We start from the raw sequence: 26969 nt of genomic DNA, 5'->3' as shown, positions 1-26969 counted from the left end.
ATGTATTCCAGGTGAACCCGGTCGAGGGTACCGGCCGAATGCAGGCCCGACCAGGTACACAGGCCTTTCGGCACTGGGAGCTTCCTGTGAATCGGCATCCGTGTTCTCCTGGGATGCATGGCGCACACCCGATCACGCAGGCAGTTCCTCGTCATCGCAGGCTCGGCGGCTCTCGCGGTCTCCTGTGGCGCGGACCCCTCCCCCGACTCCGCGGGATCTGGGCAGCCGAACTCCTCCGAGCAACAGCCGGCCGGCCTCGAGGAGCAGTTCGCGGCGCTCGAGCAGCGATTCGACGCGCGGCTGGGAGTGTTCGCCGTCGACCTGGATTCGGAGGTGACCACGACGTATCGGGCGGACGAGCGATTCGCATTCTGCTCGACCTTCAAGGTCTATGCGGCCGGCGCCGTACTCGCCGCCGCAGACGCCGGCACGTTGTCGCTGACCGAGACACGCGTCGTCGAAGCCGAGGACAAGGTGCCGGGATCGGCGATCGACTGGGAGGCCGGCCAGGCGGTGACGCTGGAACAGCTGTGCGCGGCCGCACTGACCCGCAGCGACAACACCGCAGGCAACTTGTTGATCGACGCGGTCGGCGGGACCGGCGAGCTGACGGCGTTCGCGCGTTCCCTCGGTGACGGGCAGTTCCGTCTGGACCGCATCGAACCCGACCTGAACACCGCCCTGCCCGGCGACGACCGTGACACCACGACCCCGGCCGGCCTCGCCGCGGGATATCGGTCCCTGCTCACCGGCGGGCCGCTGTCGAACTCGTCGAGGGCCACGCTCCTGGACTGGATGGCGGGCACGCAGACGTCGGACACCCGATTCCGAGCCGGAGTTCCAGCCGGCTGGACGACGGCGGACAAGACAGGCACCGGGTCCTACGGAGTCTCCAACGACGCCGGTCTTCTCCTCGCAGCCGACGGGCGGCGGATTCTCGCGGTCGTGCTGTCGAGAACGGCGAGCGACGATCCCGACGCCGCGGCCATGAACGAGTTGGTCGCGGACGCCGTCCGGGAAATCGTCGCGCGGGAGTAACGTCGTCCACTATGCGGCGCGCAGCACCGGGGATTCCTGTATCCACCGGGTTCACTGCTGCACTCGTCCTGGGCGCGGTGAGCATGCTGGCCGCCTGCTCCACCGAATCCCCCAACGCTCCCGAATCTCCCGCCGCTCCCGAGTCTTCTGGGCTCCAAGCGCCTCGGCCGACGGTCTCCGAAGGCACGGATATCGACTACGTGGCATTGGGCGATTCGGCAGCATCGGGGCCGTTGATTCCACGATCGACGGGGACACCCGGGTGCCTGCAGTCCGACTCCAACTATCCGCATGTCCTCGCCGGTCTCGTCGGTGCGGCGTCGTTCACGGACGTCTCGTGCTCCGGGGCGCGGTCGGAGAACATCGTCACCGATCAGCAACAGACCAACAGTGGGCCGATCCCGCTGCAGATCGAGGCACTGTCTCCCGAGACGGATCTGGTGACCGTCACCATCGGCGGAAACGACGTCGATCTCGTCGGGCAGGCCCGAGGGTGTGTCAACTTCTCCCCCGAGCCGGACGGCACGTCGTGCGCAGATGCGCTGACCGCCGGAGGCACCGATGTGCTTGCCGACGCCGTCGCCGCGGCCGCTCCTCGATGGGGTGAGGTGTTCGACGCGATCGGCGAGAGGGCGCCGAACGCGCAGGTGGTCGTCGTCGGATACGGAACGTACGTTCGTCCCGGTGGGTGTTACGGAACGCAGGCGGTGTGGGCCCGCGATGCGGATTATCTGCAGGCGAGCGTCGACCGGATGAACGACGCACTGGCCCAGCAGGCAACCGAGCACGGTGCTCGGTTCGTCGACGTGCGTCCGGTCAGCGTCGGACACGATGCATGTGCCGCACCTGCGGAGAGGTACCTCGAAGGTGTCGTTCCGGCGAATCCCGCAGCGCCACTGCATCCGACTGCCGCGGGAATGGCGGCATTCGCCCGGGTCGTCGCGGATTCGATCGATCTCTAGCTGACTGCGCCCGACGGGGGGTGCACCGAATCAGCTGTCCGAAGAGTGAGCGGGCCAGGATCGTAGAACTGGACCGATACATCGGCGTCCGTCGGTGACACTGTTGAAGGCATGGTGTCCACGGCAGCTGTGCTGGGTGTCTTCGCCGTCGCTCTGGCGATGGTGCTGACTCCCGGCCCCAACATGGTGTATCTGGTGTCGCGCAGCATCTCTCAGGGACGCAGCGCTGGACTGGTGTCCTTGGGCGGTGTCGCGCTGGGGTTGGTGGTGTACGTGATCGCCACCAATCTCGGCCTCGCTGCCGTGTTCGCGGCGGTCCCGACGCTGTACCTCGCGATCAAGATCGCCGGTGCGTGTTACCTGCTGTGGTTGGCTGTCTCGGCGGTGCGAGGTGCGACGAAGGTGTTCGAAGTCGAAGGTGTGCAACGGGATTCGAACCGAAGACTGTTCACGATGGGGCTGTTCACCAACCTGCTCAACCCCAAGATGGCCGTCATGTACATCTCGGTCATTCCACAGTTCGTCGATCCCGCAGCGGGTTCGGTGTTCCTGCAGGGCGTCACCCTGGGCGGGGTGCAGATTGCCGTCGCGGTGACCGTCAATGCGCTGATCGTTGTCGGTGCCGGATCCATCGCCCGGTTCCTGTCGCTACGTCCGACCTGGATGAGGGTGCAGCGCTACATCATGGGAACTGTGTTGGGCCTGTTGGCTGTTCGGCTCGCGACCGACGGAAGCCGCCCGGCTCCTGCGTGAGCGTCGCTTGTCCGGATCCTGCCGTTCGCGCATCATGTCCGACGCGGCGGGCCCGGCGACGAAGTGAGCTTTGCTCTCGGCAAGAGTGCGTCCGGTTCGTCGATCGACGAAGACCGGGTCGATGGTTTCTCCGTCGGCGTCGACGAGAACGACCTCTCGGTCCTCGTGTTCGATGTGTTCGTTGCCCCACGCGTACAACGCGACGATGACCGAGCTGAGTTCACGGCTGCGCTCTGTGGCGACGTACTCGAATCGCGGTGGCCGATCACTGTACCGACGACGCTCGAGCAGCCCGGATTCGACGAGCGATTTCAGCCTACGGGTCAACATGTTCGGTGCGATGCCGAGGTTGTGCTCGAACTCGTCGAACCGGGTGAAGCCGTCGAGGGCGTCGCGCAGAATCAGGAGCGTCCACCATTCGCCGACCTGTTCGAGCGCGGACGCGATAGGACACCCCATCGTGTCGAAAGCGTTGCGCTGCATAGGTTGTGCCTCGGCCTTACCTCGGAGGGATGACCAGCAGTGAGCTCGTGCCGGTAGCGACGAGCTTACCGTCCTTGTCCACGATCGAACCTTCGGCGAAGATCACGCGGGAGCCCCGCTTGGTGACCGTTCCCGTCCCGATCAACGGACCGGAGGTGTCGAGAATGTTCCTGAGGTAGCTGACGTTCAGATCGATCGAGGTGTAGCCGACGCCTGCGGGGAGCGTCGTGTGCGCGGCGCAGCCCACGAGTGTGTCCAGAAAGGTGCAGGCCAACCCGCCGTGCACGGTACCGATGGGGTTGTAGTGCGCCTCGGACGGTGTGCACTCGAAAACGACCTTGCCGTCGCTCACCTCGACGGGAGCGAACTGCATGAGGACAGCAATCGGCGGTGGTGGCAGTTCACCGGACGCCACCGCCTGCATGACTTCCAATCCGCTCAGCTTCGATGCCTGACGCAGCACCTCACGGGGGCTGACCCAGGAGAAAGTCTGCGAACGCTGGTGTTCCTCGGTGAGCATGGCTACCCCTCGCAGCTAGTAACTTGCATGATGCAAGTCAGTATGCGCCTCCGCTCCTTCACGCGCAATGTGACCCCGAATCGCACGAAGGTGGATCGAACCGGCGAGGGGCCGACCAGCTGGTCGGCAACGGATGATTAGGCTGATCGACGGACACTCCCATTCCGCAATCACGAGGCCGCAATCACGAGGCCGCAATCGTGAGGCCGCAATCATGAGGACAGGACCATGAGTTCGAAGTCGCGCAACCCGAAGGCGCGTCGACCGTCGGTGGCGCGCACGGGCACCGCCGAGGCTGGGGAGTACCGAATCGAGACCGGGACAGCGACACTCGTGCGCGATTCCCTGTCCGCCGACGGGTGGACGCTGGAAGTGAACGGTGTACCCAGCTCGCACATCGACGCCCTGGATCCTCAGAGGCTCGATTTCGAGTACATGAGGTGGATCGCGTCTCTCGTCGAGCATCACGGTTTTTCCAGCCCGTCTCTTTCGCGCTCCTCGAACGGCAAGCTGCGTGCCCTCCATCTCGGCGGTGGCGCGTGCACCCTCGCCCGGTACTTCTCGTCGGTGTATCCCGATGCGCGGCAAGTGGTCGTCGAGTTGGACGGCAAGCTCGCGGAGTTGGTACGCGACTGGTTCGATCTACCTCGTGCGCCGTTACTCCGCATCCGGGTGGGCGAGGCCCGGGCCGTCACCGAAACCTTGTCCGAGAACAGCCGTGATCTCGTCGTACGAGATGTGTTCGCCGGTGCGGTGACTCCCCGGCCACTGACCACCCGGCAGTTCACCGAGCATGTCCGACGGGTTCTGGCCCCCGGCGGACTGTACGTGGTCAACTGTGGCGACACCCGGGACTTGACGATGGCCAAGCGCGAGGCCGCGACCATCGGCGAGATCTTTCCCCACACCTCGATCATCGCCGATCCTGCGATGCTCAAGGGCCGTCGTTACGGCAACGTCGTGATCGCGGGCAGCGACATCCCGCTCGGCGATGATCCCGGGCTCGCCCGGGAGTTACTCGGCGGCGGAGTCCCCGCTCAGGTCTGGACGGACGAGCGCGTGCGGGCGTTCTGCCGCGATGCCAAACCGCTGTCGGACGACGAGGCATAGGCTGGAACAGTCGGTACCAGTATTCATCCCGACAACTGCACCGGCGAACACCCGAAGAAGCAAGAGGAGATTCACCATGACCTTGGTTGCCCTGCTCGACGTGAAACTGAAGCCCGAAGCGCTCGACGAGGGCAAGCGGGTTCTCGGCCGGGTGCTGGCCGAGACTCGGGCGTTCGACGGGTGCCTCGGAGTGGACGTGCTCGTCGACTCCGACGACGAGACCCACTGGATCGCTTACGAGCGTTGGGAATCGGCGGAGGCGGACGCGAAGTACCGTGAGTTCAGGGCTGGACCGGGCAAGACCACCGAGTTGGGCGCGCTGCTGGCCGCCGCGCCAGGGCTGACCAAGTACACGGTGTCGGACATCTAGCTGGTTACCGGACGGCCGGTGTAGAAACCTTGCACCATGTCGACGTCCAGTTCGACGGCGACGCGCAGTTCTTCTTCGGTCTCGACGCCCTCCATGATCAGGGTTGCTCCGACCTCGTGCGCGAACGACGCCAACGCTGCTGCTGCGGCTCGTCGCGTCGGGTCGGAGTCGATCCCGTGGACCAGGGTGTAGTCGATCTTCAGTGTGTCCGGTTTGAGTTCGACGACTTGCCTGAGGCCGGAAAATCCTGCGCCGACATCGTCTATCGAGATCCGAACGCCCGCCGCACGTAGTCCTTCGACCGATCGGGCGATGGCCCGGTAGTCCTCGACCCGTTCGTGTTCTGTGATCTCGAGGTAGAGCACCCGAGAGTGGATGTGAGGGCGTAATCGCGCCAGTAGATCCGTCGAGCGGATGGTGGAGGCGGACGCGTTGAGGGAGAGAAATGCCGATTCCGGCAGCACGTGCATCGTATTCAACGCACCGTCGATCGCCGCGAGTTCGAGCTGTGGTCCGACACCGGCCGCCGTGGCGTCCTTGAACCACATCAGCGGTGAGCCGTGGCCGAACGGAAAGCGCGACAGCGCTTCGTATCCCACGACGGCGGTGGTGACGGTGTCGCAGATCGGCTGGAACACGACAGTCGGGCCGCCGTCGGCGATGAGATTTTCGACGCGATCACGCACGAGGAGCGGGTCGTGCGACCGGCGTGGATCGCCGTCGAAGTTGTCCTGCTTGTTCCGATACAGCTCGATGTCCGCCAGCGCGATCAATTTACGTACGAGAGTGCCGGTGGCGTCGCCTCGAATGATCGTGTCTCCGGCGGACCCGACGCTGGTCGTGAAGGGCGGGCCGCTGAACGATTGTTCCAATGCGGAGCGCACCCGCTGCTCGGCGTCGTCGACCTCGGTCCGAGTGCCGATGTGCACGCACACGAACTCGTCTCCTCCGAGTCGCGACACTACCGAGTCCGTGGATGGGTCGTTTCTGCCGGCTCCCCTCCCGGCCGACGCAGCCTGCTGCAACCGGTCCGCGACCTCCACGAGGACGGCGTCGCCGGTCGGATGCCCGTAGCGGTCGTTGATGGCCTTGAACCGGTCGATGTCGACGACCACGACGCCGATTGCCCGAGACTCGACCTTGGTGCCTGCACGGGCGTAGTTCAGTTGGTCGACCATGTCGAACAGTCCGCGGCGGTTCCACAGCCCGGTCAACGAGTCGCGTAGACCGACCTGAGCGCGCTGACGCAGGAAGCGGATGTACGGACGCAGAGCGAACGGTGTGATGAACAGGGATCCGATCGTGACCGCGCGTGAGGCGACCGACCACGGTTCTGCTCCGTGTCGGACGGCCATCACGGCGAGAAACAGCAGAACGACCGTGGCGAAAGTCAGGTGCGCGGTGAGCACTCGGGGCGATGTGCCGACGATGCCGAACAGCGCGACGATGGAGAACATGACGCACCCGGGCATGGCGACGAACGGGGATTCGTGCGAGAGGAGTACGAAGACGATTCCGGTGTCCGCCCACAGAACGTACGCGTTGGCTGTCTTTCGGCTGGGCCACCTGCCGAGGAACCAGGCAAGCGCAACAGGAACCGTCGACGCCGACGCGAGTGCCACCATCACCGACTGCACGGTGTCGAACTGCCCCGACGGAATCATCAACAGCCCGGCGAGGCCGAAGCATGCGGTGAGGAGACCGATGAGTCTTCGACCCCAGGATTCACCCTCTGGAGCCTCGGCTACCGGTACGTCCGCTTCGTAGGTGTTGAGGCCGTACCGAATCGGGACCCGGGCGTGCGACCGAGCGGTCTGCGATCCGGAACTCGACTCGGCGACACCCTCCACAGCCTGGGGACCTCTCGTTCACTCGACGCATACCGAGCCTGCGTCGAGTGAAGCAGGCGTACTCCGTACGTTCGAGGGCCCCCGCCCCGCCGAACCGACCTGGTCGAACCGTACCAGCGAGGAGGTTATGGGACGGGGTTTCGGGGCAGCCGGATGCTAGTCGGTACCGGACTCGATGGCTGCGTGGTCCAGAGCCTCCGAATTGATCTGATCGGAGTTTCCGCCGGCGGAAATGGCTGCTGCGCCACCGGCCGGGACCTGGCCGACGAGATCCTCGAATGCCGTGACCTGGTGCTGCGCTGCGTACTGCTCGAGCTTGCTGCGTGAATCCGCGATGTCGAGGTTGCGCATGGTCAGCTGTCCGATGCGATCACCGGGGAAGAACGCCTGGTCCTTCGCGCGCTCCATCGACAGCTTCTCGGGGTGGTAGCTGAAGTTCGACCCCTGGGTATCGAGGATCGTGAAGTCCTGGCCGCGACGCAGACGTACGGTGACGCTTCCGCTGACGACGTTGCCGACCCACCGCTGCAGGCCTTCGCGCAGCATCAGGGCCTGTGGGTCGAACCAGCGGCCCTCGTACAGCAACCGACCGAGTCGACGGCCCTCGTTGTGGTACGACGCGACGGTGTCCTCGTTGTGGACCGCGTTGATCAGGCGCTCGTAGGTGATGTGCAGCAGCGCCATGCCCGGTGCCTCGTAGATGCCACGGCTCTTGGCTTCGATGATGCGGTTCTCGATCTGATCGGACATGCCGAGCCCGTGACGTCCGCCGATGGTGTTCGCTTCCATCACCAGGTCGACGGCGCTGTCGAAGCGCTTGCCGTTGATCGCGACGGGACGGCCACGCTCGAACTCGACGGTGACGTCCTCGGTGTCGATGGCGACCTCGGGGTCCCAGAAGCGGACACCCATGATGGGGTTGACGATTTCGAGCGACGTGTCGAGGTATTCGAGACTCTTCGCCTCGTGCGTCGCGCCCCAGATGTTGGCGTCGGTGGAGTACGCCTTCTCCGCGGAGTCGCGGTAGGGCAGGTTGTGTTCGGTGAGCCAGACCGACATTTCCTGACGGCCGCCGAGCTCAGTCACGAACGCCTTGTCCAGCCACGGCTTGTAGATCCGCAGTTCCGGGTTGGCGAGCAGACCGTAGCGGTAGAACCGCTCGATGTCGTTGCCCTTGTAGGTGGAACCGTCGCCCCAGATGGAGACGCCGTCTTCCTGCATCGCGCGGACCAGCAGTGTGCCGGTGACGGCGCGTCCGAGAGGTGTGGTGTTGAAGTAGGTCTGCCCTGACGAGCGAATGTGGAAGGCGCCGCACGTCAGCGCGGCCAGACCCTCTTCCACGAGCGGTTCGCGGCAGTCGACGAGGCGAGCCTGCTCGGCACCGTAGGCGCGGCCGCGTGCGGGAACGTCGGACAGATCCGGTTCGTCGTACTGGCCGATATCGGCGGTGTACGCGTACGGGACAGCGCCGTGTTCACGCATCCACGCCACGGCGACGGACGTGTCCAGGCCGCCGGAGAATGCGATGCCGATGCGCTCACCGACGGGAAGTTCATGCAGTACCTTCGTCACGCGAGCATGGTATCTGCTCGATCAGCCCAGGTTGAAAACGGTACGAGCGAGAGTCGAACCGTTCACCTGAATCTCGAGCACGTGCTCACCCGGGTAGTACCGGCGAGTGCTGATGGGCCGGAACGAATGTGACCGCGTGAGAACTGCGGGCGAACCAGGCGCGAGCGTCCGCGTGGTCAATTTGAAGACCTTGGGACTGCGCGTGCCGTTTGCTCGGACGTGATGAAGGACGTAGTCGACGGCGACCGCCAGCTCCGACGTCGACGCGAGCTCGAAGCGGAACGTCATCTCACCGCCGCTGACGACGTCCTTCGGGGTCACCGTCAGACCATGCACCGTGACGCCGTCGGGCCGCGCGAAGCCGAGCAGCGCCAGGGCGTCGGGATTGCCCTTCTTGACCAGGGTGCGCAGCGCGTGCCGAACGAGTCTCGGGGTGTTGTCGTCCGGCGCCTCGGTCCAGCGGCGTGCGGTCGTGACGACGAGCGCCGGGGCCGTGCGGCTCAGATCGTTGAGGTGGTTGGCTACCGATCGGCGCACGTACTCGGACTCGTCGCGGTACAGCGCGTCCAGGATCGGGACGGTCGCGTCGGGTCGCGCGGTGAGTGCTGTGACCCGCCTTGCCCACGGCAGGAACGGACGGGTGCCCTCGGTGGCGAGCCGGCGGACATGCTCGTCCTCGTGTGAGGTCCACGTCTGGGCGGCCTGGAGCGTGCGGTCCAGATTCGCGTCCATGAAGGTCCTGATGGCGAACTCGGACGTCAGACGCGGGGTGAGGTCGGCGAGGAGGGCCAAGCCGGAATCGAACGTCGCAGTGTCTGCCGTCTCCGGTGCTTCTTTTTCCGGACCGGAAGTGGTGGCCCTGACGGCGACGGCCTCGGTGACGGGCCAGATCATCCATCCGGTGAAGGTGCTCTTCTTCAGCGCAGTGCGGATCTTCTTCTCGAACGGCGCGTAGGCCGCCGGCAGTTCCTCGAGGAGGGCGTCGCGGACGACGCGGGTACGGTCGCTCAGGCTCAGTCCGTCGAATTCCCTGGTGGTGGCCAGTGTCGTGGGCATTCGCCCGCCGAGGTGCCGGACCAGATCGGTAACGACTCCGGCGCCGAGAAGCTCGTCGGCAGTGGGCATGTCACACCATGTCCTTCTTCGTGAGCCAGCGCAGAGTCGGCCACCCACAGAAGACTGGCAGCCAACACGTGAGCACGCGATAGAGCAGCACCGACGGGACAGCGACGCTCGCGGGGAGTCCGAACGCTGCGAGCCCGCCGATCAGGGCGGCCTCGACGGCGCCGACGCCACCGGGTGTGGGCGCTGCCGATGCGAGGGTTCCGCCGATCATCGTCACGACGGTGACGGTGACGAAGGTGGTGCCGCCGCCGAACGCTTCGACGCTCGCCCACAAGGCCAGTGCGGCGCCCAGAGTGGTTGCCGCACAGCCAAGGATGATGATCGCGAATCGTGTGGGGTCCTTGGCCAGATCTCCGAGTTCGCTGAACACCTCTTTCAGCTGCGGGCGCACGGCATTGCGCAGCCAGCGCCGAAGCGTCGGGACGAACAGGACGGTGCCGAGGATGCCGAGGACGACACCCGCGATCAGGTACAGCACCGTCGGGTCCGGTACGAAGTGCGCCAGGTCGGCCGATGTGCCGGCGGCGACGGAGAAGAAGACGAGCAACGAGACGTGCGTGATCACCTGGACCGATTGCTGCAGTGCCACAGCGGCGGTCGCACGTACCGCGCCGAGGCCGCCCTTCTGCAGAAAGCGGACGCTCAGCGCGAGGCCGCCGACCCCGGCAGGTGTCGTCGTCGCGGCGAAGGTGTTGGCCACCTGCATGATCGTGAGGTTCCGAAAGCTGACGAGTCCGGATGCGCACGCCCACAGTGCCGCGGCTGCACCGACGTACGTCAGCGCCGACACTGCGAGTCCCAGCAGAGCCCACCACCAGTTGGCGGTCTGCAACTCAGTGACGAAGGTAGGGACGGCGCTGATGAACGGGTAGGCGACGTACACGAGACCGATCAGCAGGACCAGTTGAATGATCTGGTTCCTGGTGAAGCGAGTGACCTGCTCGGTGGCGATCTTCTCCGTGCCGGTCTGCTTCACGACTTCGTCGCGTACCGACTTCATGATGCCCTTGCCGTCGGGGACGGACTCGAGCACGCGCGTCGGGATCGCGGTCTTGGTCAACCGTCCGGCTGCGGTGACGACGATGTCCTCACCGAGAGTGTCGACGGCGATCCGGACTGCCCGCTCCTCGCCGAAGAGCGCGGATGTCGAGATCAGAAGTTGCGCGACGTCGGACTGCATCTGCGCGTCCGACGCGCCCAGCTCGGCGTTGGAGAACCCGCCGAACAGAGCCTTGCCGTCGTCGTTGCGGAGCTCGGCGCTGCGTAGATCGCCGTGAGAGATCTGAACCTCGTGCAGCGTCTGGAGTCCGTTCCAGATGCTCGACGCCAACTCGTCGGGTGAGGTTTCGTCGACGGGGACGCCACGGGGTGCGCTGTGGGCGTACAGGGCCCAGCCTCGGTCGAGTGCCGACACGGCGAGAGGCCTGCTGCTGGCGACGCCGAGGTCACCGATGGCGATGCCCATCAGTGCTCGGTGTTCGACGGCTCGGCGCATCGACGCGTGCAGTGGCGCGCTCTCGCTGTTACGGAACGACAGCCATCGCCACACCTGCCGGAGAGCTCCCCCACTGCGTTGATTCTGCCCGTACATCTCGACGAAGATCTCGGGCTCCGGTCCTTCGGCCGCCGCGGAGAGAACCAATGGGCCCGGCCCCGCAGGCTTCAGTACTTCCAACGAGATGACCGTGTGACCGCGTTTGGCGAGGAGCCGGACGGCGGCGTCGAGCGGAACCTCGAGCGCGGGTGTGCCGACGACGAGAACGATCAGTGCGCCGACCAACCACCCGACGGACAGGCCGAGCATCGACCGAGCCGGCACGACGGTACTGACGAACAGGTGGATCGGCACGAAGGCGAGCAGCAGGAACCACCACACCCGACGCCACCGCGCGGGTAGCCACGGGCCGGACACCGTGAGGACGGCAGCCAGCATCGCGATCCAGCGGGAGTCGTCGAGAAACTGAGACAGGAAGGTGTCGAGACGGTCCGGCACGTCGAGGTGCCAGTCCGGGGTCGAGATACCGGTTCCGGTGATGGACAGGGACAGGACCGCGATGAGTCCCGCCGCCGCATACCCCGCGAGCAGCTTCCATTTCCGTCCCGCGATCAACCCGATGAGAATGCCGAACGGCAGAGCCAGAATCGCGACGCCGTAGAGAAGGTAGACCAGGTTGGACTGATCGGGGCTCAGTACACCCAGGATGTTCGACACCGATATCTCGAGCGCGTCCCACTGATTGCGGGTGATGAGCGAGCCTGCAACGACCGTCGCGAGCAGCACCATGGACAGCACTACACGCAGAATGTCGCTTGTCCGTCGGACGAGCGGTTGCAACAGACTCCCGGTGACCGGAATGTCCCGCCCGTCGACTCGCACGTGCGCCAACTTACCGTGGCCGCGCCGCCGACCGGCCGACTACCGCGCCAGGCGACGCACCAGCTCGTTACGAACAGCGGGCCATTCGGACTCGACGATGGAGAACACGACGGTGTCGCGCAGGGAGCCGTCCGGCATGCGTTGGTGGTTGCGCAGGACGCCGTCCTGCTTGGCGCCGAGCCGTGCGATGGCGGTGCGTGATTGCAGATTCATCCAGTGGGTACGGAATTCGACTGCGATGCAGTGCATTTCCTCGAAGGCATGAGCGAGCAGCAGTAGCTTGCTCGCGGTGTTGGTTCCGGTGCGATGAGCGGAGGCAGCGTTCCAGGTGGACCCGATCTCGAGTCGACGGTTCGCGGCGTCGGCATTCATGTACGTCGTCATGCCGATGATCTGCCCCGTGTCGTTACGGCGCACCGTGAACGGCAGCATCGACTGGGCGTCGAGCAGGCCGAGCCGCCGGTCGATCTCGGCGGCCATGTTCTCCGGCCTGGGCACCGAGGTGTACCAGAGATTCCAGAGTTCACCGTCGCGAACGGCGTCGGAGAGTCCTTCGAGGTGGTCGTGGCTCAGTGGTTCGAGCGTCACGACGTCGTTGGTCAACGTCACCGGCTGCAGGAAAGTCACGCGGCCGACGATACGTCAGCGCGCTTCTGCGAGCGGGTGAGCAGCACTACCGCAGCGGCTGTCACCGCGACCAGCAGCGCAAGGACGACCACGACATCATGGAATGCCGCCGCGTACTCGTGCGGATGGCCGGGAATCCCGGCCGCGGTGGCGTCGGCGACGGGGTTGTCGGGCATCGAGGCCTTGACGAACGCGGTCAGCGTCCACGCGTATCCGGCGACGAGCAGAGCCTCGCCTCCGATGCGGAACAGGTTGAGGACGCCCGCAGCCGTGCCGGTCTGCCCCGGGGGAACCGCCGCGAGAGCTTCTCCGTCGACCGAACCGATGGGCAGACCGAACCCCAGGCCGACGGCCACCATCGGCACCACGATCCACCACAGGGAAGCGTCGGGCCGCAGCGCGAGCATCCCGAGATCGCCCAGAACGAGAGCGGCGAGGCTGACGCTGATGACCGTCTTCGGCGTAACCGACCCTGTCGTGATCAGCTTGGCCACGACGGCAGGTGCAAGCAGAACGGGGACGGTCATCGTCAGCATGAACAGTCCCGCGGACGTCGGATCCATCGATGTGATGCCGCTGAGTGCATTCGGCAGGTAGGTCAGGAGGGTGACGAATCCGATCGCGCCCGCGACGGGCACCAGGCACAGGCCGAGGAAGGTGCGGTTGCGTAGGAGGCCGACGTCGAGAATCGGGGCCGAGCCCACGCGTTCGGGTCGGACGCGTGGCAGTACTACTGTCCCCGCCAGCGCGACGATCAACACCGCTGCCTGCACGAGAAAGACTCCTCGCCAGCCGATTCCGCCGACGAGGTAGCCGGAGATCGTCGGGCCGAGCGCAAGTCCGAGGCCGTTGACTGTGCCGAACGCGGCGAAAGCCGTTGCGCGGTCGGCGCCGGTGTAGAGATGCGACAGGATCGATGTCGATCCGACGAGCACGGCCGCGGCGCCGATTCCGGCGAGAACCCGGGCGGCGTCGAGGATCTCCAACGAGGGAGCGGCGGCGCTCACGATGCCGGCCAGGCCGGTCAGTGCGACACCGAGCCGAAACGAGATGTGGTGCCCGATGCGGTCCGACACTGCGCCCCACACGACCGTGAACAGCGCGAATGCGAGGTTGAACCCGTTGACGACCCACTGCAGTGGACCGGGGGCGTCGCCGAGGTCGCGCGCGATGTCCGGTAGTGCGATGGCCGTTCCCGCGATCGACATGGGTACGACGAATTGCGCCGCGAGAACGACGACGAGAGTGTTCTTGGATTGCATCGGCTCCCCCTAGGTACGATGATTGCCGTACCAGGCAAGCAGAAACAAAGGTACGACGCAAGCCGTACCTATTCAGGGAAGTGGGACCATGGACGAGAACGGGCACCCCGAGGTGTCGGAGATGGAACTGGGCAAAGTCATGTCCGCGTTGGCAGATCCGTTGCGGAGGAAGGTGATCACCGAGCTGGTCGGCGACGACGACGGTGCCGAGCGAACGTGCATGTCGTTCGAGTTGGGCGTCACAAAATCGACTCTGACGCATCACTTTCGGGTTCTGCGCGAAGCCGGGTTGGTCTTCCAGGTCGATCGGGGCAACAGCCGAAAGGTCACTCTGCGCAGGCCGGAACTGAACGAGCGGTTCCCCGGCCTGCTGGACCTCATCGCCAACGAGTCACCGTAAATCGGGTAGCACCGCGCGAGAGCACGCGTTAGCGTCGTCGACATGCACATCGCGATGATCGGCACGACGGCGCCGAGCCACATCTACCCCTCTCTCGGCCTGATCGCAGAGTTGGTGCGCCGCGGGCATCGGGTCACGTACGCCGTCGGGGAACAACTGGCCGGACTGGTCGAACCCCTTGGAGTGGAGCTGGTTTCGTTCACCTCCGTCCTCCCTCAGGGTGAGGACGACTGGCCGGACGACCCGGCGTCGGCGATGCACGTGTTCCTGGACGAGGCGCTGGAATCCTTCGCCGGATTGACGGCGTTCTACGACGGGGACCGCCCGGATCTGTTCCTGTACGACATCGGCGGTCTGGCGGCACCGGTGTTGGGTCGTCGGTACGACGTCAAGGCCGTCCAACTCTCGCCCGCGATGGTCGCATGGGACGGATACGAGGACGATCTGTCCGAGATGCTCGGTCCACTACGAGCATCCGAGACGGGGCAGAAGTACCACGCCGCGTACTCGACATGGCTCACCGACAACGATATTCACGTCGACGCCTGGGATTGGATCTCCCATCCCGAACACGTTCTGTCGCTGATTCCGCGTGCGATGCAGCCCAATGCGGACCGTGTGCCGGACCGGGTGCGGTTCGTCGGCCCGTGTCTCGATGCCGGGCGTCTTGCCGAGACAGGCTGGACTGCCCCCAATGCGCGCGTCCTCTACATCTCGTTCGGTACGGGGTTCAACGAGCGGCCGGAGTTCTACCGCACCTGCATCGAGGCGTTCGGCGGAACGGACTGGCATGTGGTGATCTCCATCGGAAACCGTGTCGACGTAACGGAATTAGGGGACGTGCCGTCGAACATCGAGATCCATGCGCGCGTTCCGCAGCTCGCGGTCCTGCGTGCCGCGTCCGTGTTCGTCACTCACGCAGGAATGGGCGGCTGCACCGAGGCACTGTGGTTCGAAGTTCCCACGGTCGCCATCCCGCAGGCAGTCGATCAGTTCGGTAACGCGTCACTGCTCGAGGAACTCGGCGTCGGCGTCCAGCTCCAGAACGACGAGGTGACGGTGCAATCGCTGCGCGACGCCGTCGGGAAGGTCGCAGATTCCGCGGACATGCGCCGACGCCTCGCCGACATCGGTGCCGAGGTCCGCGGATGCGGTGGGATCGACAAGGCGGCCGATGCGGTGGTGAGCGCAGCGAGGTGACTCTACTGCTCGCGTCTAGTCGAGGGCGCTGACGCTCATGCCGTAGGGCAGGAAACGCACCTTTCTCGTCGGGTCGGTGTTGTCCTTGTGTGCTCGCAGAGCGTCGAGTTCGGTGGCGAACACCTGGTCGATGGCAGCACCGTCGTCGGAGACGGTGTAGATGGTCCAGACGCCGTCGCCTTTGTCGCCGGTGGTCTCGGGCTCCGGAGTGGGCTTCCTCGTCGGCGCTGCGGCCTCACCGAAGAATGCACCCCATGGCCCGATCGCACCGGATTGGCCGATGATCTTGCCGACCTGGCCGACGACGTCGCGCAGTCCGTCACTCGCTTCCTTGGCGAAGCGATCGAAGTCTTCGGGGTCGATGTTGAACGGTCCGTTGTTGGTCATGTCTCCAGTGTGCGCTCACTGCCGAGCGGCGCGCACGTGGCTGGGGGGGGTTGGTGACCGAATGAGTCGTTCGGTCACTCGGGGGCTGGGTGCGGGGGTTGCAGCGGGTGCGCGGGTTGCAACCCGCGCGTGTGCTGGAAGGTGCGCGTTCGGTGGGTGCAGGTGACCGAATGAGTCGTTCGGTCACTCGAGGGGGCCGCGAACTACTGCTGAAGCCGTGCACCGATCGTGTTGTGCAGGGCCCGGAGACTGTTCTGACCGAGGGTGACGGTCTGCGACTCGATGTGGCGCAGTAGGTGGCCGTCGTCGAGGACTTTTTCGCTGGACTGGATCAGCACGGTGCCTGCGCCGGTGAAGTCGAACTGGCGTTCTTCACCACTGTTCGCGCCGAGGAATCCGCGCGCTGCGCCCAGAAAGTTCTGCATCCAGCCTGCGTCGAAGTGATGCGATGGCGACGGGCAGTCGGCCCATCCGACGAGCGCTTCCGGGTCGATGCGCAGTGGAGGTTCCGCGAACATGACCTGCCCGTTCGACGACGCCAGGAATTTGCCCGTTCCGAGGAGAGTCAGAAATCCGGGAACGATGGACTGCTTCAGATCGAGGGTCGGCTCGAACGCAAGAAGGTTCGACGCCCGGATGGTCAGATTGCCGTTGTCGAGGTCGTAGGAGTTGATGTTGAAGCCGCGGTCGCCGAGGATCAGCTTGCCCTGACCCTGCGCGAGCACCCAGTCGTTCGAGTACAGCGGCGAGGAGAATCGCGCGGCGACGATGGCAGGCATCGACGTCTGGCCGAGTGGTTCGAAGCGCACGTTGCCGTAGTAGGCGATCATCGCGCCCTTCGACGTGAACCAGGGCTGGCCGGCGAGTTCGACGCAGAAGGCATAGTCGTTGCCGGGGACGTTGTCGTTGACCGGGAGCGTGTGGGGGTTGTGGATCTCGAGGCTCATGTCAGCTCCTAGAACTTCTGCTCGGAGGCCTGGACCCAGACGGTGCCCAAGCCCGTCATCTTCAACTGGACGGCCTCGCCGCTGCCTTTACCGACTGCGTCACGCCATCCGACGTTGGCGGAGATGTCGACGGTGATGTTGCCGATGTGACAGACGTACGCCTGGGGATCGACCACCACCTGGGGGTGCTCCGGCCCGACCTGCAGTGGAATGGCCCCGCCGTGAGACAGAACGGCAACGCTGCCCTGCCCGGTCAGCTGCGTGGTGAACAATCCCTGGCCGGTCATCGCGCCTCGCACAGCTCCGCGCACACCGCCCTGAGAGGTGAGCGCGACGATCGAGCTCTGGAGGTAACCGTCGTGCACCAGCAGGCGGTCCGCTTCGACGGTCAGCATCGACGACCCGTCGAGGTGGATCACTTCGACGTACAGGCCCGCGTGGCCGTAGAAGACCTCACCCTGGCCTTCGGCCGCCATCATCGCGACGTGCTCGCCGGACATCATCCGGCCCGCCATCCCCGCGACCCCGCCTAAGCCTGGCATTGCTGCCGCCGATCCACCCATCGAGTGCGGGATGAAGTGGACGTCGCCCGTGTAGTAGAGCATGGAACCCTTGCGCGCCAACACGTTCTGGCCCGGTGCGAGGGCCGACTTGACGACTTTACTGTTGACGAGTTCCAGCGGCATGTCAGCGCTCCTCGGGCTGGATGTAGACGACGCCGTGACCGTCGAAACGCAGCGAGAAGGCTTCGCCGCTGCCGCCTCCGATGGCGGATCGCCAGGTCACGTCCGTCACGAAGCTCTGGTTCAGCTGCCCGCGGTGGGCGACGAACGCGTCGGGATCGACGACGAGCGGGTACTGCGGGTCGACGGCCAGCGCGATGAGCGGCCCGCCCGCAGACAGCAGTGCGACCTGGCCGGTTCCGCTGGCCACCGTCGTGAACAGTCCTTGGCCCGACGACGCTCCGCGGAGGCCGGAGAACTTGACCTCGGTCTTCAGCTGACCGGTGAGAGCCAGTAGCTGCGACGCTTCGACGTGCATGGAGTCACCGGCGATGTCGACGATGGTGACGTCCTGGGCGTCGACGGCGAAGTAGACGGTGCCTTTACCGGAAACCTCCATCAGAGAGAGGGATTCGCCCGTCACCTTCTGCTTGAGCGCAGCGCGCAGACCTCCACCACCGCCCATTCCGGCGTTCTTGAAGGCGACGTCGCCCTCGTACGCGACCATCGATCCGGTGATCGCGCGCAGCGAGTCACCGTTCAGATTCGCGACGAGCACTCGGTGCCCGTTCAAAGTCAGCTGAGCCACGGGGGAACTATGCCACGCGCAGTTCCCCCGTGCCAGCTTTACCCGACGAGCGGCTTCAGGGTTTTACCTGCAAGTTCGACGACGCCGGGCTCGTGTCCATTGGTGACCAGATTGATGATGATTCCGTCGATACCTCGGTCGAGAACGCGCTTCTGGATCTGCCCGGCGATGTCGTCGGGAGTGCCGCAGAAGATGCGATCGGTGGCGGCCGCGGCATCGTCGTCGGACAGGTTGGATACGTCGACACCGGTGGAGAGCAGGTAGTCGTTCCTCAGCTTCACTGCCTTGTCGCCGTCCTCGTCGATGATGACGAAGGCGAGGAAGCTGGTTTCGAGATCCTTGGGATCGCGGTCCACCTCTTCGCAGCGCGCTTCGACGGCTGCGACCTTGCGGGGCAATTCGCTTGCGTTGCAGATGATGTTGAGGTGATCCGCGAACTGCGCCGCGAGACCGAACGTCTTCTTCTCGCCGCCGCCGCCGAGCATGATGGGCAGATCGTCGCGGATGCGAGGCTCGTTGATCGCGTTCTCGACCTGGTACCAGAGGCCGTCGAACGTCGGTCGCTGACCGCGAAGCATGGGCTCGATGATCTGCAGAGCTTCGTCGAGACGCTCGAAACGGTCCGTGAACGTGCCGAACTCGAGTCCGAAGCTGGTGTGCTCCAGTTCGAACCAGCCCGCACCGATGCCGAGGATCGCGCGGCCGCCGCTGACGACGTCGAGCGTGGTGACGGTCTTGGCGAGTATTGCCGGGTTCCGGTAGGTGTTGCCGGTGACGAGGGCCGACAGCTGGATGGTCTCCGTGGCAGTGGCCAGCCCCGAGAGGGCGGAGTACGCCTCGAGCATCGGCTCGTCCGGCTTGCCGATTCCGGGGAGTTGGTAGAAGTGGTCCATGACGAACGCGGTGTCGAATCCCGCGGCTTCTGCCTCGCGCGCCTGCGCGATGACCGTGGGGAACAGTTCCTTGACGGAACCTTCGTAGCTGAAATTGGGCATCTGGTAACCGAGACGAATAGTCACGTACTGAACGCTACTCCCGTCGGTGACGTATGCCACCTGGACGAGTTGACTATGTAAAGCTGTAGTCAGGCTAGCTACGGTAAACCAAAGTCAGTCGAAGGGGTCTTGCCATGTCACACACATTCGGCCGCGACGCAGTCATCGTCGAGGCGGTCCGTACTCCGGTCGGTAAAGGCAAGGCCAGCGGGGCGCTGCACGGTGTGCATCCAGCCGATCTGCTGGCGCACAGCCTCCGGGCCGTCGTCGAACGAAGCGGGATCGACCCGGCGATGATCGACGACGTCATCACCGGGGCGGTCACGCAGGTGGACGAACAAGCCTTCAACATCGCTCGGACGGCACTGCTGGCTGCCGGTTACCCCGAGTCCGTGCCCGGCACCACGGTGGACCGCCAATGTGGAAGCAGTCAGCAGGCCGTGCATTTCGCCGCGCAGGGTGTCATGTCCGGTGCGTACGACATCGTCGTTGCTGCCGGCGTCGAATCCATGGGACGTGTGCCCATGGGTTCCAACATCAGGCCGGGTTCCGATCCGCGAGGTGTCGGATTCACCGAACGGTACTCCGAAGGCCTTGTGGCGCAGGGGCACAGTGCCGAGCTGATCGCAGCGAAGTGGGGATTGGACCGGACCGCTCAGGACGAGTTCGCGTTGAACAGTCATGCCAAGGCCTACGCCGCCGCCACCGGAGGCCGGTTCGCGAAAGAGCTGGCACCCCTGGCGGAGTTGGATCACGACGAGATCATCCGTAGCGGCGGAACGTTGGAATCGATGGCCGGTTTACGGCCGGCATTCGTCGATCATGCGGTGGGAGAACGCTTCCCGCAGATCGACTGGTCCGTCACCGCGGGCAACAGTAGTCCGCTCAGCGACGGCAGCGCCGCTCTGCTGATCACGAGGAGCGAGATCGCCACGCGCTTGGGGTTGAAGCCCCTCGCGCGCCTGCACAGCGTCGCTGTCGTCGGATCCGATCCGTTGTACATGCTCACCGGCGTCGTTCCAGCGACCGAGAAAGTGTTGAAGCGGGCGGGCCTGAGCCTGGCCGACATCGATCTGTTCGAGGTGAACGAGGCCTTCGCTTCGGTGGTCCTGGCATGGCAGAAGGAAACCGGTGCAGACCCGTCCAGGGTGAACGTCAACGGTGGAGCCATCGCGATCGGCCACCCGCTCGGGGCAAGCGGAGCACGAATCATGACGACGTTGGTCAACGCCATGGAGCAGAACGACGCCCGATTCGGTCTGCAGACGATGTGCGAAGCAGGCGGGCTCGCGAACGCGACGATTCTGGAACGGGTCTGAAGCAGGTTTTCGCTGCAGAACACGTGCATCGGGTGAACAATCGGACCATGCCGACACTCGAACTCACAGGACCACCGTTCTCCGGATTCGCCGTCGACGACATGGAGGCAGCCCGGGCGTTCTACGCGGACACGCTCGGGCTGACCGTCGAGACAGGTGAGATGGGCATGCTCCACCTTCGCCTGAGCGACGCCGTCGAGATTCTGATCTACCCGCGGGAGCGGCACGAGCCCGCGCCGAACACCATTCTCAACTTTCCGGTCGCGGACATCGACGCCGCCGTCGACGCGTTGACGGCCGAAGGGGTTGTGTTCCAGCAGTATCCGGACATGGGAACCGACGAGAAGGGGATCTTCCGCCACGGCGGCCCGCTGATCGCCTGGTTCACCGACCCGTCCGGCAACGTTCTGTCCGTGTTGCAGGCTTGAACACTGCGGGTTCGGGTCAGGCGGTGGGAGTTCCCAGCTCGAGCGTGACCAGTTGCTCCTGACGAATACCCTGCTCGGTCACCCACTCGAGACGTATCGTCTCCCCCGGCCTGCGCCCGATCATCTCCGCCGACATGTCCTTCGAGGATCGAACAGGTCTGCCGTCGACGGAGACGATCACATCACCGCCTAGCAGGCCGGTTCTCATTGCCGGAGAGTCGTTCTGAACAGACGTCACCGCAGCTCCCTGCGACGGGCCCGCCGAACGGAAAGCCGACACATCTCGTATCGACACCCCGAGATACGGCGTCGGGCCGACGTGGACAGTCCCACCCGAGCGCCCGGTCCGCACCTGTTCGACGACGGCCATCGCGTCGTCGATCGGGATGGCGTACGCCTCCGGAGCTTGCGTGGCTCTGGCCTCGTCCGACAGCCCGGCCGCATCCACTCCGATGACGTCTCCCCACGCGTCGACGAGCGGTCCGCCCGAGTCGCCCGCGCGAACGTCGGCGTCGATCTGAATCATCCCGGTCAGCTCGTTGCTGGTTCCGTCGACCGAGTTCTGCGCGGTGACAACCCGATCCAGTGCGACGATTCTCCCCGGCGCCGGGACGAGAACTCCACCACCCGCAGCATTTCCGACGGCGGTCACCGCGTCACCGACCGCAAGGTCCGCCGAGGATCCGATGGGCGCCGGCGGAAGATCCGACGCGGTCGCCAACTCCAGTACCGCAAGGTCGCGGGACTTGTCGTAACCCAGCACCGAGGCGTCGTAGATCAGGCCGTTGCCCATGTGCACGGCCGTCACGTCCGTCGCCTGCTCGACGACGTGGAAGTTCGTCAGAACCAGTCCGTCCGCGCCGACGACGAATCCCGTTCCGGCCACTCCGTACGTGCCGAACTCCGCGGAGATCGTGACCACCGTCGGATCCACGCGGGCGGACAGCTCCTCGGGTGTGAGCGGGGGCCCCGCGGGCGCTGGTGGTGGCGCCGGAGGTAGGGCAACCGGAGGCTGAACAGTGTCGAACCCGCCCGGCGACAGCTGGGGTGCCAGCGCCGTCGCCGCGAGCGTCAGCACCACCACGGTCACCGCCCGGCCTGCTGCCTGCATAGCCTCCGATTATGACCGTCCGGCGACGAAAATGCGGCGACCTGGCACACCTCTTACAGACCTAGCACTCTTTCTGCGGACCTAGCACGCCTTCTATCCATCGATTTCGCGTGCCAACCTCACAAAAAAGGTGCTAGCTCCCCAACTCCGCTATCGCGCGGTGACGGCTCGGGGAACGTCGGCGCGGAGGGTGAAGTCGGTGACGAATTCTCCGTCCTCGGGGACGAATCGGCGTCGGGGATCGTAGTTCTCCACGTCGAACCGATTCAGAGCCGGTGAATGTGTCGTGACGGCCATCTTTCCGCCGTCGACGTCGAATTGCAGGAGGCGTTGGAAGCCTGTGGCGCGTTCGCCGTCGACCTCGAAGTATTGGTAGTCCGCGAGGAGTTGGACGACGGTGCGGCCGGTGTCGTCGACCTCTCGATCGACGACGGTAGCTTGCCCGTCGACGTGCCCCGAGAGCACGAGGAACACCGATTCGTAGGGCTTCACGAGGCGGTTCCAGATCTGCTGACCCGAGCTGGCACCGATGTCGCCGAAGGCCATCAGTTTCTTCTCGCCGCCTTCGTCCAGGTAGTAGTGGGTGCCGATCACGACGTTCCGATCCGGATGATCGTCGAGAACCTGCTCGGCCCACTTCATGACCTTCTCGGGCGGGTTGTATCCGATGTAGAGCATCAGGAACTTCGCGCCTGCGATGTCGATCAGGTCGTAGTGTGCCGAATTGTCCTCGGCCGTGAACGAATCACCCCACCACGGTTGATCTCGGTATCGCTGAGGGCCGAAGTATTCGTTGTACAGAGCGTGGTTCTGCTCGTGCATTCCGGGCACCAGTTTGCCCGCGACATTCCACAGGTTGTCGTGGTTGCCGGGGAGAACGCCGTGTGGAACACCTGCATCCTCCAGTCGCTTCATGGACTCGCTCGCAGCCTCGAATTCGATGCGCGACTGCGTATCCGGACGGCCGGGGCTGATCCAGCTCTGGATGATGTCCCCCGTGTGCATGCTGTAGTCGATGCCGTACTTCTCGGCATTGTCGACGGTCCACTGCGTCATGTCGTCGTAGACGGTCGGATTGTCCCGCGAGATGTACTGGGTGTCACTGATGTGTTGCAGCGCGAAGTCGTAGGTGCCCGGCTCGGCGAAAGCTCCGTCGGGAGAGGCATTGTCGTCGGCGAAGGATCGATCGACGCGGGGGCTGTCGATGATCATCACCTCGACGTCACCGTCGATTCCCGTCACGGGCGCCGCGAGAGTGATGTCGCCCCCGCTGGTGGCGGGACGGGCGACGGCAACGGCCTGCCCCCAGGAGTCCGACCCGGGTGTGCGCACATGCATTGCAAGATCGTTGGTGTTGACGGAGGTGCCGTTCCACGTGAGCACAGCGGACTCCACTCCGGGGGCGAACGAGGCGGTGTAGCGAAGGTACGGGAACTCGTCCCACGCCGATGTGTGGGAGGCGGAGCCCGAGGACTCCTCGACGCTCGCGGTGCCGTCGCCGACGCCGGCGACCATGTCTGCAGACAGCGCCTCCGGAACGGAGGTGAGTCCGAGTGCGGGTACCGCCGTGGCGGGTGCCTGCGCCCGGATCTCACTGGGGTCGGCCACGGCGTCGGCGCCGACGAGAGCACACGCGAGCAGGAGAGATCCGATGGTCGGGGCGGCCTTCACTCTGTCCAGGCTACCGACGCTCGGGAGTGGGTGTCGGTAGCGAGAGTGACGGGCCGATCACGGACCGAACGTCACGTTCGCTGAGGTAACGCCTCGGCAGCACGAGTCAGCCGGGTGGCGGCGTCGCGAACGCGTTCGATCTTCCGGTCCAGGGCCTCGCCTTCGAATGCTTCGACTCGTCCGCCGATGCTGATGGAAGCCACGACGGCTCCTCCTCGTCCGAGGATCGGCGCGGCGACGGCGGCGACGCCGGTCAGGTAGTCGGAATTGCTCACGGAGTATCCGGCGGTTCTGACGGCGTCGAGGTGCTCGCGCAGGCGGGTGGCGTCGGTGACGGTGTGTTCGGTGAATGCATGCAGATCGCTTTGTATCCACTTGTCACGCAACGTGTCCGAGTTGGCGAGCATGACGATGGGGCCTGCAGCGGCGTGGTAGGGCAGCACCGAGCCGATGTTGATGCCCGCGACCACCAACGGATTGTTCCCTTCGAGCCGATCGATGCACACGGCACCTTCCTCGGCGGGAACCATCAGGTAGGCGGTGTCCCCGAATGCGTCGGCGAGTTGGGTCATGTACGGCCGCGCTGCCGTTCGGATGTCCAGGTTCACCAATGCCGCCGAGCCGATTTCGAACACCGGCATCGCGACGCGGTACGCCCCGTCCGCCGTCCGGTCGACCCACCCAGCGTGAACGAGGGTGGTCATCAAGCGATGCACCGTCGTCTTGTTCATCTCGCTCGCCGCGGTGAGATCCCCGAGAGTCCAGACCGGGCGGGAGGCGTCGAAATGCTCCAGCAGAGTGCATGCCTTGAGGACGGCTCCGACGATGTCCCGTCCCGCCTGGGTGTCGGACTGGAAGGGCGCAGCCACTGGGTACTCGCTTTCGGGGGTAGTCCGTGATCGGTCTGGCCATCATACGAACCGGCGTCTTCGGGATGCCGTGTTGACATGTGACCCGGACCACTCTAGCTTCGTATCACGAAATACGGAACTCATTCCGCTATACGGAACGGACTAGTGATGACGGCTTCGACGCCCACCCTCAAGGACCTCACCAACGCCGGACTCGTCTACGCCCCCGGGGTGTGGGACGGTCTGACGGCCAAGCTCGCCGAACAGGCCGGATTCGACGCACTGTGCGCGTCGGGATTCGCGGTGTCCGCTGCCCTCGGACTCCCCGACGCCGAGCTGTACACCATGACGGAGAACCTTCAGGCCATCAGGACCATCCGGGAAACCTCGAAGCTTCCCCTGGTCGCGGACATCGACACCGGTTACGGCAACGCCGTCAACGCCGCCCGGACCGCAACGAAGTTCGTCGACGCAGGCGTGCAGGGAATGTTCATGGAAGACCAGGTGTCTCCCAAGTCCTGCCCTATCTGCGTCGGCGACCCGGTGGCACTCGTCGACGTCGAAGAGGCGACGGGCAAGATCCGTGCCGTGCGAGACTCGACGCCCGACACGGTGCTGCTCATCGCGCGCACCGATGCCCGGGGCGACGACGCGATCCGTCGTGCGCAGGCATACGTCGAGGCGGGCGCGGACATGATCATGCCCGTCACCAAGACGTTCGAGACCATCGAGGAATGGGAGCGTTGCCACGACGAGGTAGGCGTTCCGCTGATGGCGACGCTGACGGCATCGACCTGGACCGAACGCGACTTCACTCCGGAAGTGCTGGAGCGCATCGGAGTTCGGCTTGCACTTTTGCCGACGCAGGTTCTCATGGCGGCAACCGGCGCCGCACGGACTGCACTGCGGCGCCTCGCCGGGGGCGAAGCTCCCGCTGCGGTCAGCGCCGACGCACTGTCGCATCACGATTTCGTCGACCTCATCGGCTTCTCCGACGTCGAAGCCAAACAGCGCAAATACCTCCCCGAGGCTGCCAAATGAGTCCCGGCTACACCATGACCGAGAAAATTCTAGCCCGCACCTGCGACAGCGAGACGGTACGCGCGGGTGAGAATCACGCGGTCCGTCCGGCCCGCATGATCGCCTACGACTTCCCCGGTTACACCGACGTGATGTTCCGTCAGATGCGGGAGGACTTCGGCATCACCGAGCTCGAGGATCCGAGTCGGTACGTCGTGTTCATCGACCACATGTTGACGAAGAACAACGACAAAGAAGCCGAGGTCCACAAGGTCACGCGTGATTGGTGCGAGTTCTACGGAATCGAACTGCACGAAGGCCGCGGCATCGGCCACCAGCTGACGGCCGAACTGGGACTGGCGATTCCTGGTGACTTCCTCGTTCATTTCGACGGCCACATCAGCGGCGTCGGAGCGTTCGGTGCGCTCGGGTGGGGAATCCGACGCGACCTCATCGAGGCATGGGTGACCGGGAAGGTGTACGTCGACATTCCGGCCACCACACGTTTCGATCTCGTCGGTGAATTCTCCCCGGGCGTGGACAGCAGAGACCTCGTCCACACCATCATCGATCTCGTCGGGGCCGACGGATGCGCGCACCAGGTCATGGAATTCGGCGGACCGGGCGCTCGGTCGATGAAGATCGATCACCGTCAAGGACTGTGCGGCATGGCAATGTTCACCGGTGCAGTGTCCGCGGTGTTCGAGCCGGACGAGACCTCGCTGGCGTACGCGAACACGGTTGCGCGCCAGGCCTTCGATCCAGTTCACCCCGACGACGATGCCGTGTACGCGGCCCGGCACACCATCGACCTGTCGGAGGTCGTCCCCCGCGTCGTTCAACCAGGCTCGGCCCGTGCAGCCAACACCAAGACCGCGAAGGAGGTCTCCGGAACGCCGATCACCAAGGCGTTCATCGGTTCCTGTGCGAGTGGGCGCATCGAAGACCTGCGCGCCGCGGCCCTGGTGCTCGACGGCAACACCATCGCCCCCGGTGTCGAGTTGAACGTCGTCCCGACCTCGCAGCAGGTACACGAGCAGGCCGAGCGCGAGGGAATTCTGGACGTACTCCGATCAGCAGGCGCCACCATCGCGGTGTCGAGCTGCGACTTCTGCTTCGGCTACCAGAAACCACTCCAAGCAGGCGAGAACTGCATTTCCACAGGAGTTCTCAACATCTCCGGTCGGATGGGCAGTTCCGACGCGAACATCTACATGGGATCGCCGTACACGGTTGCGGCGAGTGCCCTGGCCGGATCCGTCCGAGAATGGAGTTCATGA

General features: G+C 65.0%; 27 protein-coding genes. 11 read left to right on the top strand and 16 right to left on the bottom strand.

What is annotated here, in order from left to right; all coding sequences use genetic code 11:
* Positions 1-117 precede the first annotated feature (117 nt).
* From bla to CH293_RS09270, 3 genes are all read left to right on the top strand, one after another.
* A complete protein-coding gene (gene bla, locus CH293_RS09280; protein WP_094720043.1) occupies positions 118-1038 on the top strand; it encodes a class A beta-lactamase in 921 nt (306 codons plus the stop codon).
* A gap of 11 nt (positions 1039-1049) precedes the next feature.
* Positions 1050-2000: an SGNH/GDSL hydrolase family protein gene (locus tag CH293_RS09275; protein ID WP_094720042.1), complete on the top strand. Its 951-nt coding sequence runs from the start codon at positions 1050-1052 to the stop codon at positions 1998-2000.
* Positions 2001-2111: 111 nt separating this feature from the next.
* Positions 2112-2753: a LysE family translocator gene (locus CH293_RS09270; protein WP_094720041.1), complete on the top strand. Its 642-nt coding sequence runs from the start codon at positions 2112-2114 to the stop codon at positions 2751-2753.
* Here the strand turns inward: CH293_RS09270 and CH293_RS09265 are convergent.
* Positions 2649-3236: a helix-turn-helix domain-containing protein gene (locus CH293_RS09265; protein ID WP_080732958.1), complete on the bottom strand. Its 588-nt coding sequence runs from the start codon at positions 3234-3236 to the stop codon at positions 2649-2651. The two genes, CH293_RS09270 and CH293_RS09265, sit on opposite strands and share 105 nt — an antisense overlap.
* Positions 3237-3252: 16 nt before the next feature.
* Positions 3253-3756, bottom strand: a complete 504-nt coding sequence (locus tag CH293_RS09260) for a PaaI family thioesterase (RefSeq protein WP_037109670.1) — start codon at positions 3754-3756, stop codon at positions 3253-3255.
* 228 nt (positions 3757-3984) lie between these two features.
* Here CH293_RS09260 and CH293_RS09255 point away from each other — a divergent pair, with 228 nt between their 5' ends.
* Together CH293_RS09255 and CH293_RS09250 are read left to right on the top strand one after the other, a co-directional pair.
* Positions 3985-4866 carry a spermidine synthase gene (locus CH293_RS09255; protein WP_094720040.1) on the top strand — a complete coding sequence of 294 codons (882 nt, stop codon included), beginning with the start codon at positions 3985-3987 and terminating at the stop codon, positions 4864-4866.
* Positions 4867-4942: 76 nt separating this feature from the next.
* Positions 4943-5236, top strand: a complete 294-nt coding sequence (locus CH293_RS09250) for a putative quinol monooxygenase (protein ID WP_037109665.1) — start codon at positions 4943-4945, stop codon at positions 5234-5236.
* Here the strand turns inward: CH293_RS09250 and CH293_RS09245 are convergent.
* The 6 genes from CH293_RS09245 to CH293_RS09220 form a co-directional block, all read right to left on the bottom strand.
* Positions 5233-7086 (bottom strand): bifunctional diguanylate cyclase/phosphodiesterase, encoded by a 1854-nt coding sequence (locus tag CH293_RS09245; protein ID WP_037109663.1) that lies wholly within the window; start codon positions 7084-7086, stop codon positions 5233-5235. The genes CH293_RS09250 and CH293_RS09245 overlap by 4 nt on opposite strands.
* Before the next feature lie 156 nt (positions 7087-7242).
* Complete coding sequence (argG, locus tag CH293_RS09240; protein WP_037109661.1) at positions 7243-8658, bottom strand: argininosuccinate synthase; 1416 nt, start codon at positions 8656-8658, stop codon at positions 7243-7245.
* A gap of 21 nt (positions 8659-8679) precedes the next feature.
* Positions 8680-9783, bottom strand: a complete 1104-nt coding sequence (locus CH293_RS09235) for a DNA alkylation repair protein (protein WP_094720039.1) — start codon at positions 9781-9783, stop codon at positions 8680-8682.
* A gap of 1 nt (position 9784) precedes the next feature.
* Complete coding sequence (locus tag CH293_RS09230; protein ID WP_037140062.1) at positions 9785-12160, bottom strand: lysylphosphatidylglycerol synthase transmembrane domain-containing protein; 2376 nt, start codon at positions 12158-12160, stop codon at positions 9785-9787.
* Positions 12161-12199: 39 nt separating this feature from the next.
* Positions 12200-12787 carry a GNAT family N-acetyltransferase gene (locus CH293_RS09225; protein WP_094720038.1) on the bottom strand — a complete coding sequence of 196 codons (588 nt, stop codon included), beginning with the start codon at positions 12785-12787 and terminating at the stop codon, positions 12200-12202.
* On the bottom strand, positions 12784-14049 hold the full coding sequence (locus CH293_RS09220; RefSeq protein ID WP_094720037.1) for an MFS transporter: 1266 nt from the start codon (positions 14047-14049) through the stop codon (positions 12784-12786). Before CH293_RS09220 ends, CH293_RS09225 begins: the two co-directional genes overlap by 4 nt.
* Positions 14050-14137: 88 nt before the next feature.
* On the opposite strand from CH293_RS09220, the gene CH293_RS09215 reads away from it, so the two are divergent.
* Together CH293_RS09215 and CH293_RS09210 are read left to right on the top strand one after the other, a co-directional pair.
* The gene (locus tag CH293_RS09215) at positions 14138-14449 is read left to right on the top strand and encodes a helix-turn-helix transcriptional regulator (RefSeq protein WP_094720036.1); all 312 of its coding nucleotides are present in this window, start codon (positions 14138-14140) and stop codon (positions 14447-14449) included.
* A 42-nt stretch (positions 14450-14491) separates the two neighbouring features.
* A complete protein-coding gene (locus CH293_RS09210) occupies positions 14492-15649 on the top strand; it encodes a macrolide family glycosyltransferase (protein WP_094720035.1) in 1158 nt (385 codons plus the stop codon).
* 15 nt (positions 15650-15664) lie between these two features.
* Here CH293_RS09210 and CH293_RS09205 read toward each other — a convergent pair whose 3' ends face one another.
* The 5 genes from CH293_RS09205 to CH293_RS09185 form a co-directional block, all read right to left on the bottom strand.
* Positions 15665-16036: a hypothetical protein gene (locus CH293_RS09205; RefSeq protein ID WP_094720034.1), complete on the bottom strand. Its 372-nt coding sequence runs from the start codon at positions 16034-16036 to the stop codon at positions 15665-15667.
* A 203-nt stretch (positions 16037-16239) separates the two neighbouring features.
* Positions 16240-16983 (bottom strand): AIM24 family protein, encoded by a 744-nt coding sequence (locus tag CH293_RS09200; protein WP_037109640.1) that lies wholly within the window; start codon positions 16981-16983, stop codon positions 16240-16242.
* Positions 16984-16991: 8 nt separating this feature from the next.
* Positions 16992-17669 (bottom strand): AIM24 family protein, encoded by a 678-nt coding sequence (locus tag CH293_RS09195; protein WP_094720033.1) that lies wholly within the window; start codon positions 17667-17669, stop codon positions 16992-16994.
* 1 nt (position 17670) lies between these two features.
* Positions 17671-18279, bottom strand: coding sequence for an AIM24 family protein (locus CH293_RS09190; protein ID WP_176459963.1), 609 nt, complete (start codon positions 18277-18279; stop codon positions 17671-17673).
* Between the two features lie 53 nt (positions 18280-18332).
* Positions 18333-19313: an LLM class F420-dependent oxidoreductase gene (locus CH293_RS09185; protein ID WP_170945193.1), complete on the bottom strand. Its 981-nt coding sequence runs from the start codon at positions 19311-19313 to the stop codon at positions 18333-18335.
* Between the two features lie 110 nt (positions 19314-19423).
* Here CH293_RS09185 and CH293_RS09180 point away from each other — a divergent pair, with 110 nt between their 5' ends.
* Both CH293_RS09180 and CH293_RS09175 read left to right on the top strand, forming a co-directional pair.
* A complete protein-coding gene (locus CH293_RS09180) occupies positions 19424-20608 on the top strand; it encodes a thiolase family protein (RefSeq protein WP_094720031.1) in 1185 nt (394 codons plus the stop codon).
* Between the two features lie 47 nt (positions 20609-20655).
* Entirely contained in the window at positions 20656-21036 is a 381-nt protein-coding gene (locus CH293_RS09175) for a VOC family protein (RefSeq protein WP_094720030.1), read from the top strand.
* Between the two features lie 16 nt (positions 21037-21052).
* On the opposite strand, the gene CH293_RS09170 is transcribed toward CH293_RS09175, so the two are convergent.
* From CH293_RS09170 to CH293_RS09160, 3 genes are all read right to left on the bottom strand, one after another.
* A complete protein-coding gene (locus tag CH293_RS09170; RefSeq protein ID WP_094720029.1) occupies positions 21053-22147 on the bottom strand; it encodes a S1C family serine protease in 1095 nt (364 codons plus the stop codon).
* Positions 22148-22297: 150 nt separating this feature from the next.
* Positions 22298-23818 (bottom strand): metallophosphoesterase, encoded by a 1521-nt coding sequence (locus tag CH293_RS09165; RefSeq protein ID WP_094720028.1) that lies wholly within the window; start codon positions 23816-23818, stop codon positions 22298-22300.
* Between the two features lie 71 nt (positions 23819-23889).
* Entirely contained in the window at positions 23890-24687 is a 798-nt protein-coding gene (locus tag CH293_RS09160) for an IclR family transcriptional regulator (protein WP_094720027.1), read from the bottom strand.
* Between the two features lie 150 nt (positions 24688-24837).
* Here CH293_RS09160 and CH293_RS09155 point away from each other — a divergent pair, with 150 nt between their 5' ends.
* Positions 24838-25710 (top strand): oxaloacetate decarboxylase, encoded by an 873-nt coding sequence (locus CH293_RS09155; protein ID WP_094720104.1) that lies wholly within the window; start codon positions 24838-24840, stop codon positions 25708-25710.
* 14 nt (positions 25711-25724) lie between these two features.
* Positions 25725-26969, top strand: coding sequence for an aconitase family protein (locus CH293_RS09150; protein ID WP_094720103.1), 1245 nt, complete (start codon positions 25725-25727; stop codon positions 26967-26969).

The organism is Rhodococcus sp. 14-2470-1b (genome assembly GCF_002259415.1).
Lineage (GTDB): Bacteria > Actinomycetota > Actinomycetes > Mycobacteriales > Mycobacteriaceae > Rhodococcoides.
This window is presented reverse-complemented; position numbering and strand designations above follow the sequence as displayed.

What these genes read in the sequence shown, in the direction of transcription:
- CH293_RS09195 (WP_094720033.1), bottom strand. Translation starts at nt 17,669, where the DNA reads ATGCCGCTGGAACTCGTCAACAGTAAAGTCGTCAAGTCGGCCCTCGCA.
- bla (WP_094720043.1), top strand. Translation starts at nt 118, where the DNA reads ATGGCGCACACCCGATCACGCAGGCAGTTCCTCGTCATCGCAGGCTCG.
- CH293_RS09220 (WP_094720037.1), bottom strand. Translation starts at nt 14,049, where the DNA reads ATGCAATCCAAGAACACTCTCGTCGTCGTTCTCGCGGCGCAATTCGTC.
- CH293_RS09150 (WP_094720103.1), top strand. Translation starts at nt 25,725, where the DNA reads ATGACCGAGAAAATTCTAGCCCGCACCTGCGACAGCGAGACGGTACGC.
- CH293_RS09255 (WP_094720040.1), top strand. Translation starts at nt 3,985, where the DNA reads ATGAGTTCGAAGTCGCGCAACCCGAAGGCGCGTCGACCGTCGGTGGCG.
- CH293_RS09155 (WP_094720104.1), top strand. Translation starts at nt 24,838, where the DNA reads ATGACGGCTTCGACGCCCACCCTCAAGGACCTCACCAACGCCGGACTC.
- CH293_RS09170 (WP_094720029.1), bottom strand. Translation starts at nt 22,147, where the DNA reads ATGCAGGCAGCAGGCCGGGCGGTGACCGTGGTGGTGCTGACGCTCGCG.
- CH293_RS09205 (WP_094720034.1), bottom strand. Translation starts at nt 16,036, where the DNA reads ATGACCAACAACGGACCGTTCAACATCGACCCCGAAGACTTCGATCGC.
- CH293_RS09180 (WP_094720031.1), top strand. Translation starts at nt 19,424, where the DNA reads ATGTCACACACATTCGGCCGCGACGCAGTCATCGTCGAGGCGGTCCGT.
- CH293_RS09250 (WP_037109665.1), top strand. Translation starts at nt 4,943, where the DNA reads ATGACCTTGGTTGCCCTGCTCGACGTGAAACTGAAGCCCGAAGCGCTC.
- CH293_RS09270 (WP_094720041.1), top strand. Translation starts at nt 2,112, where the DNA reads ATGGTGTCCACGGCAGCTGTGCTGGGTGTCTTCGCCGTCGCTCTGGCG.
- CH293_RS09215 (WP_094720036.1), top strand. Translation starts at nt 14,138, where the DNA reads ATGGACGAGAACGGGCACCCCGAGGTGTCGGAGATGGAACTGGGCAAA.
- CH293_RS09175 (WP_094720030.1), top strand. Translation starts at nt 20,656, where the DNA reads ATGCCGACACTCGAACTCACAGGACCACCGTTCTCCGGATTCGCCGTC.
- CH293_RS09265 (WP_080732958.1), bottom strand. Translation starts at nt 3,236, where the DNA reads ATGCAGCGCAACGCTTTCGACACGATGGGGTGTCCTATCGCGTCCGCG.
- CH293_RS09200 (WP_037109640.1), bottom strand. Translation starts at nt 16,983, where the DNA reads ATGAGCCTCGAGATCCACAACCCCCACACGCTCCCGGTCAACGACAAC.
- CH293_RS09235 (WP_094720039.1), bottom strand. Translation starts at nt 9,783, where the DNA reads ATGCCCACTGCCGACGAGCTTCTCGGCGCCGGAGTCGTTACCGATCTG.
- CH293_RS09210 (WP_094720035.1), top strand. Translation starts at nt 14,492, where the DNA reads ATGCACATCGCGATGATCGGCACGACGGCGCCGAGCCACATCTACCCC.
- CH293_RS09275 (WP_094720042.1), top strand. Translation starts at nt 1,050, where the DNA reads ATGCGGCGCGCAGCACCGGGGATTCCTGTATCCACCGGGTTCACTGCT.
- CH293_RS09260 (WP_037109670.1), bottom strand. Translation starts at nt 3,756, where the DNA reads ATGCTCACCGAGGAACACCAGCGTTCGCAGACTTTCTCCTGGGTCAGC.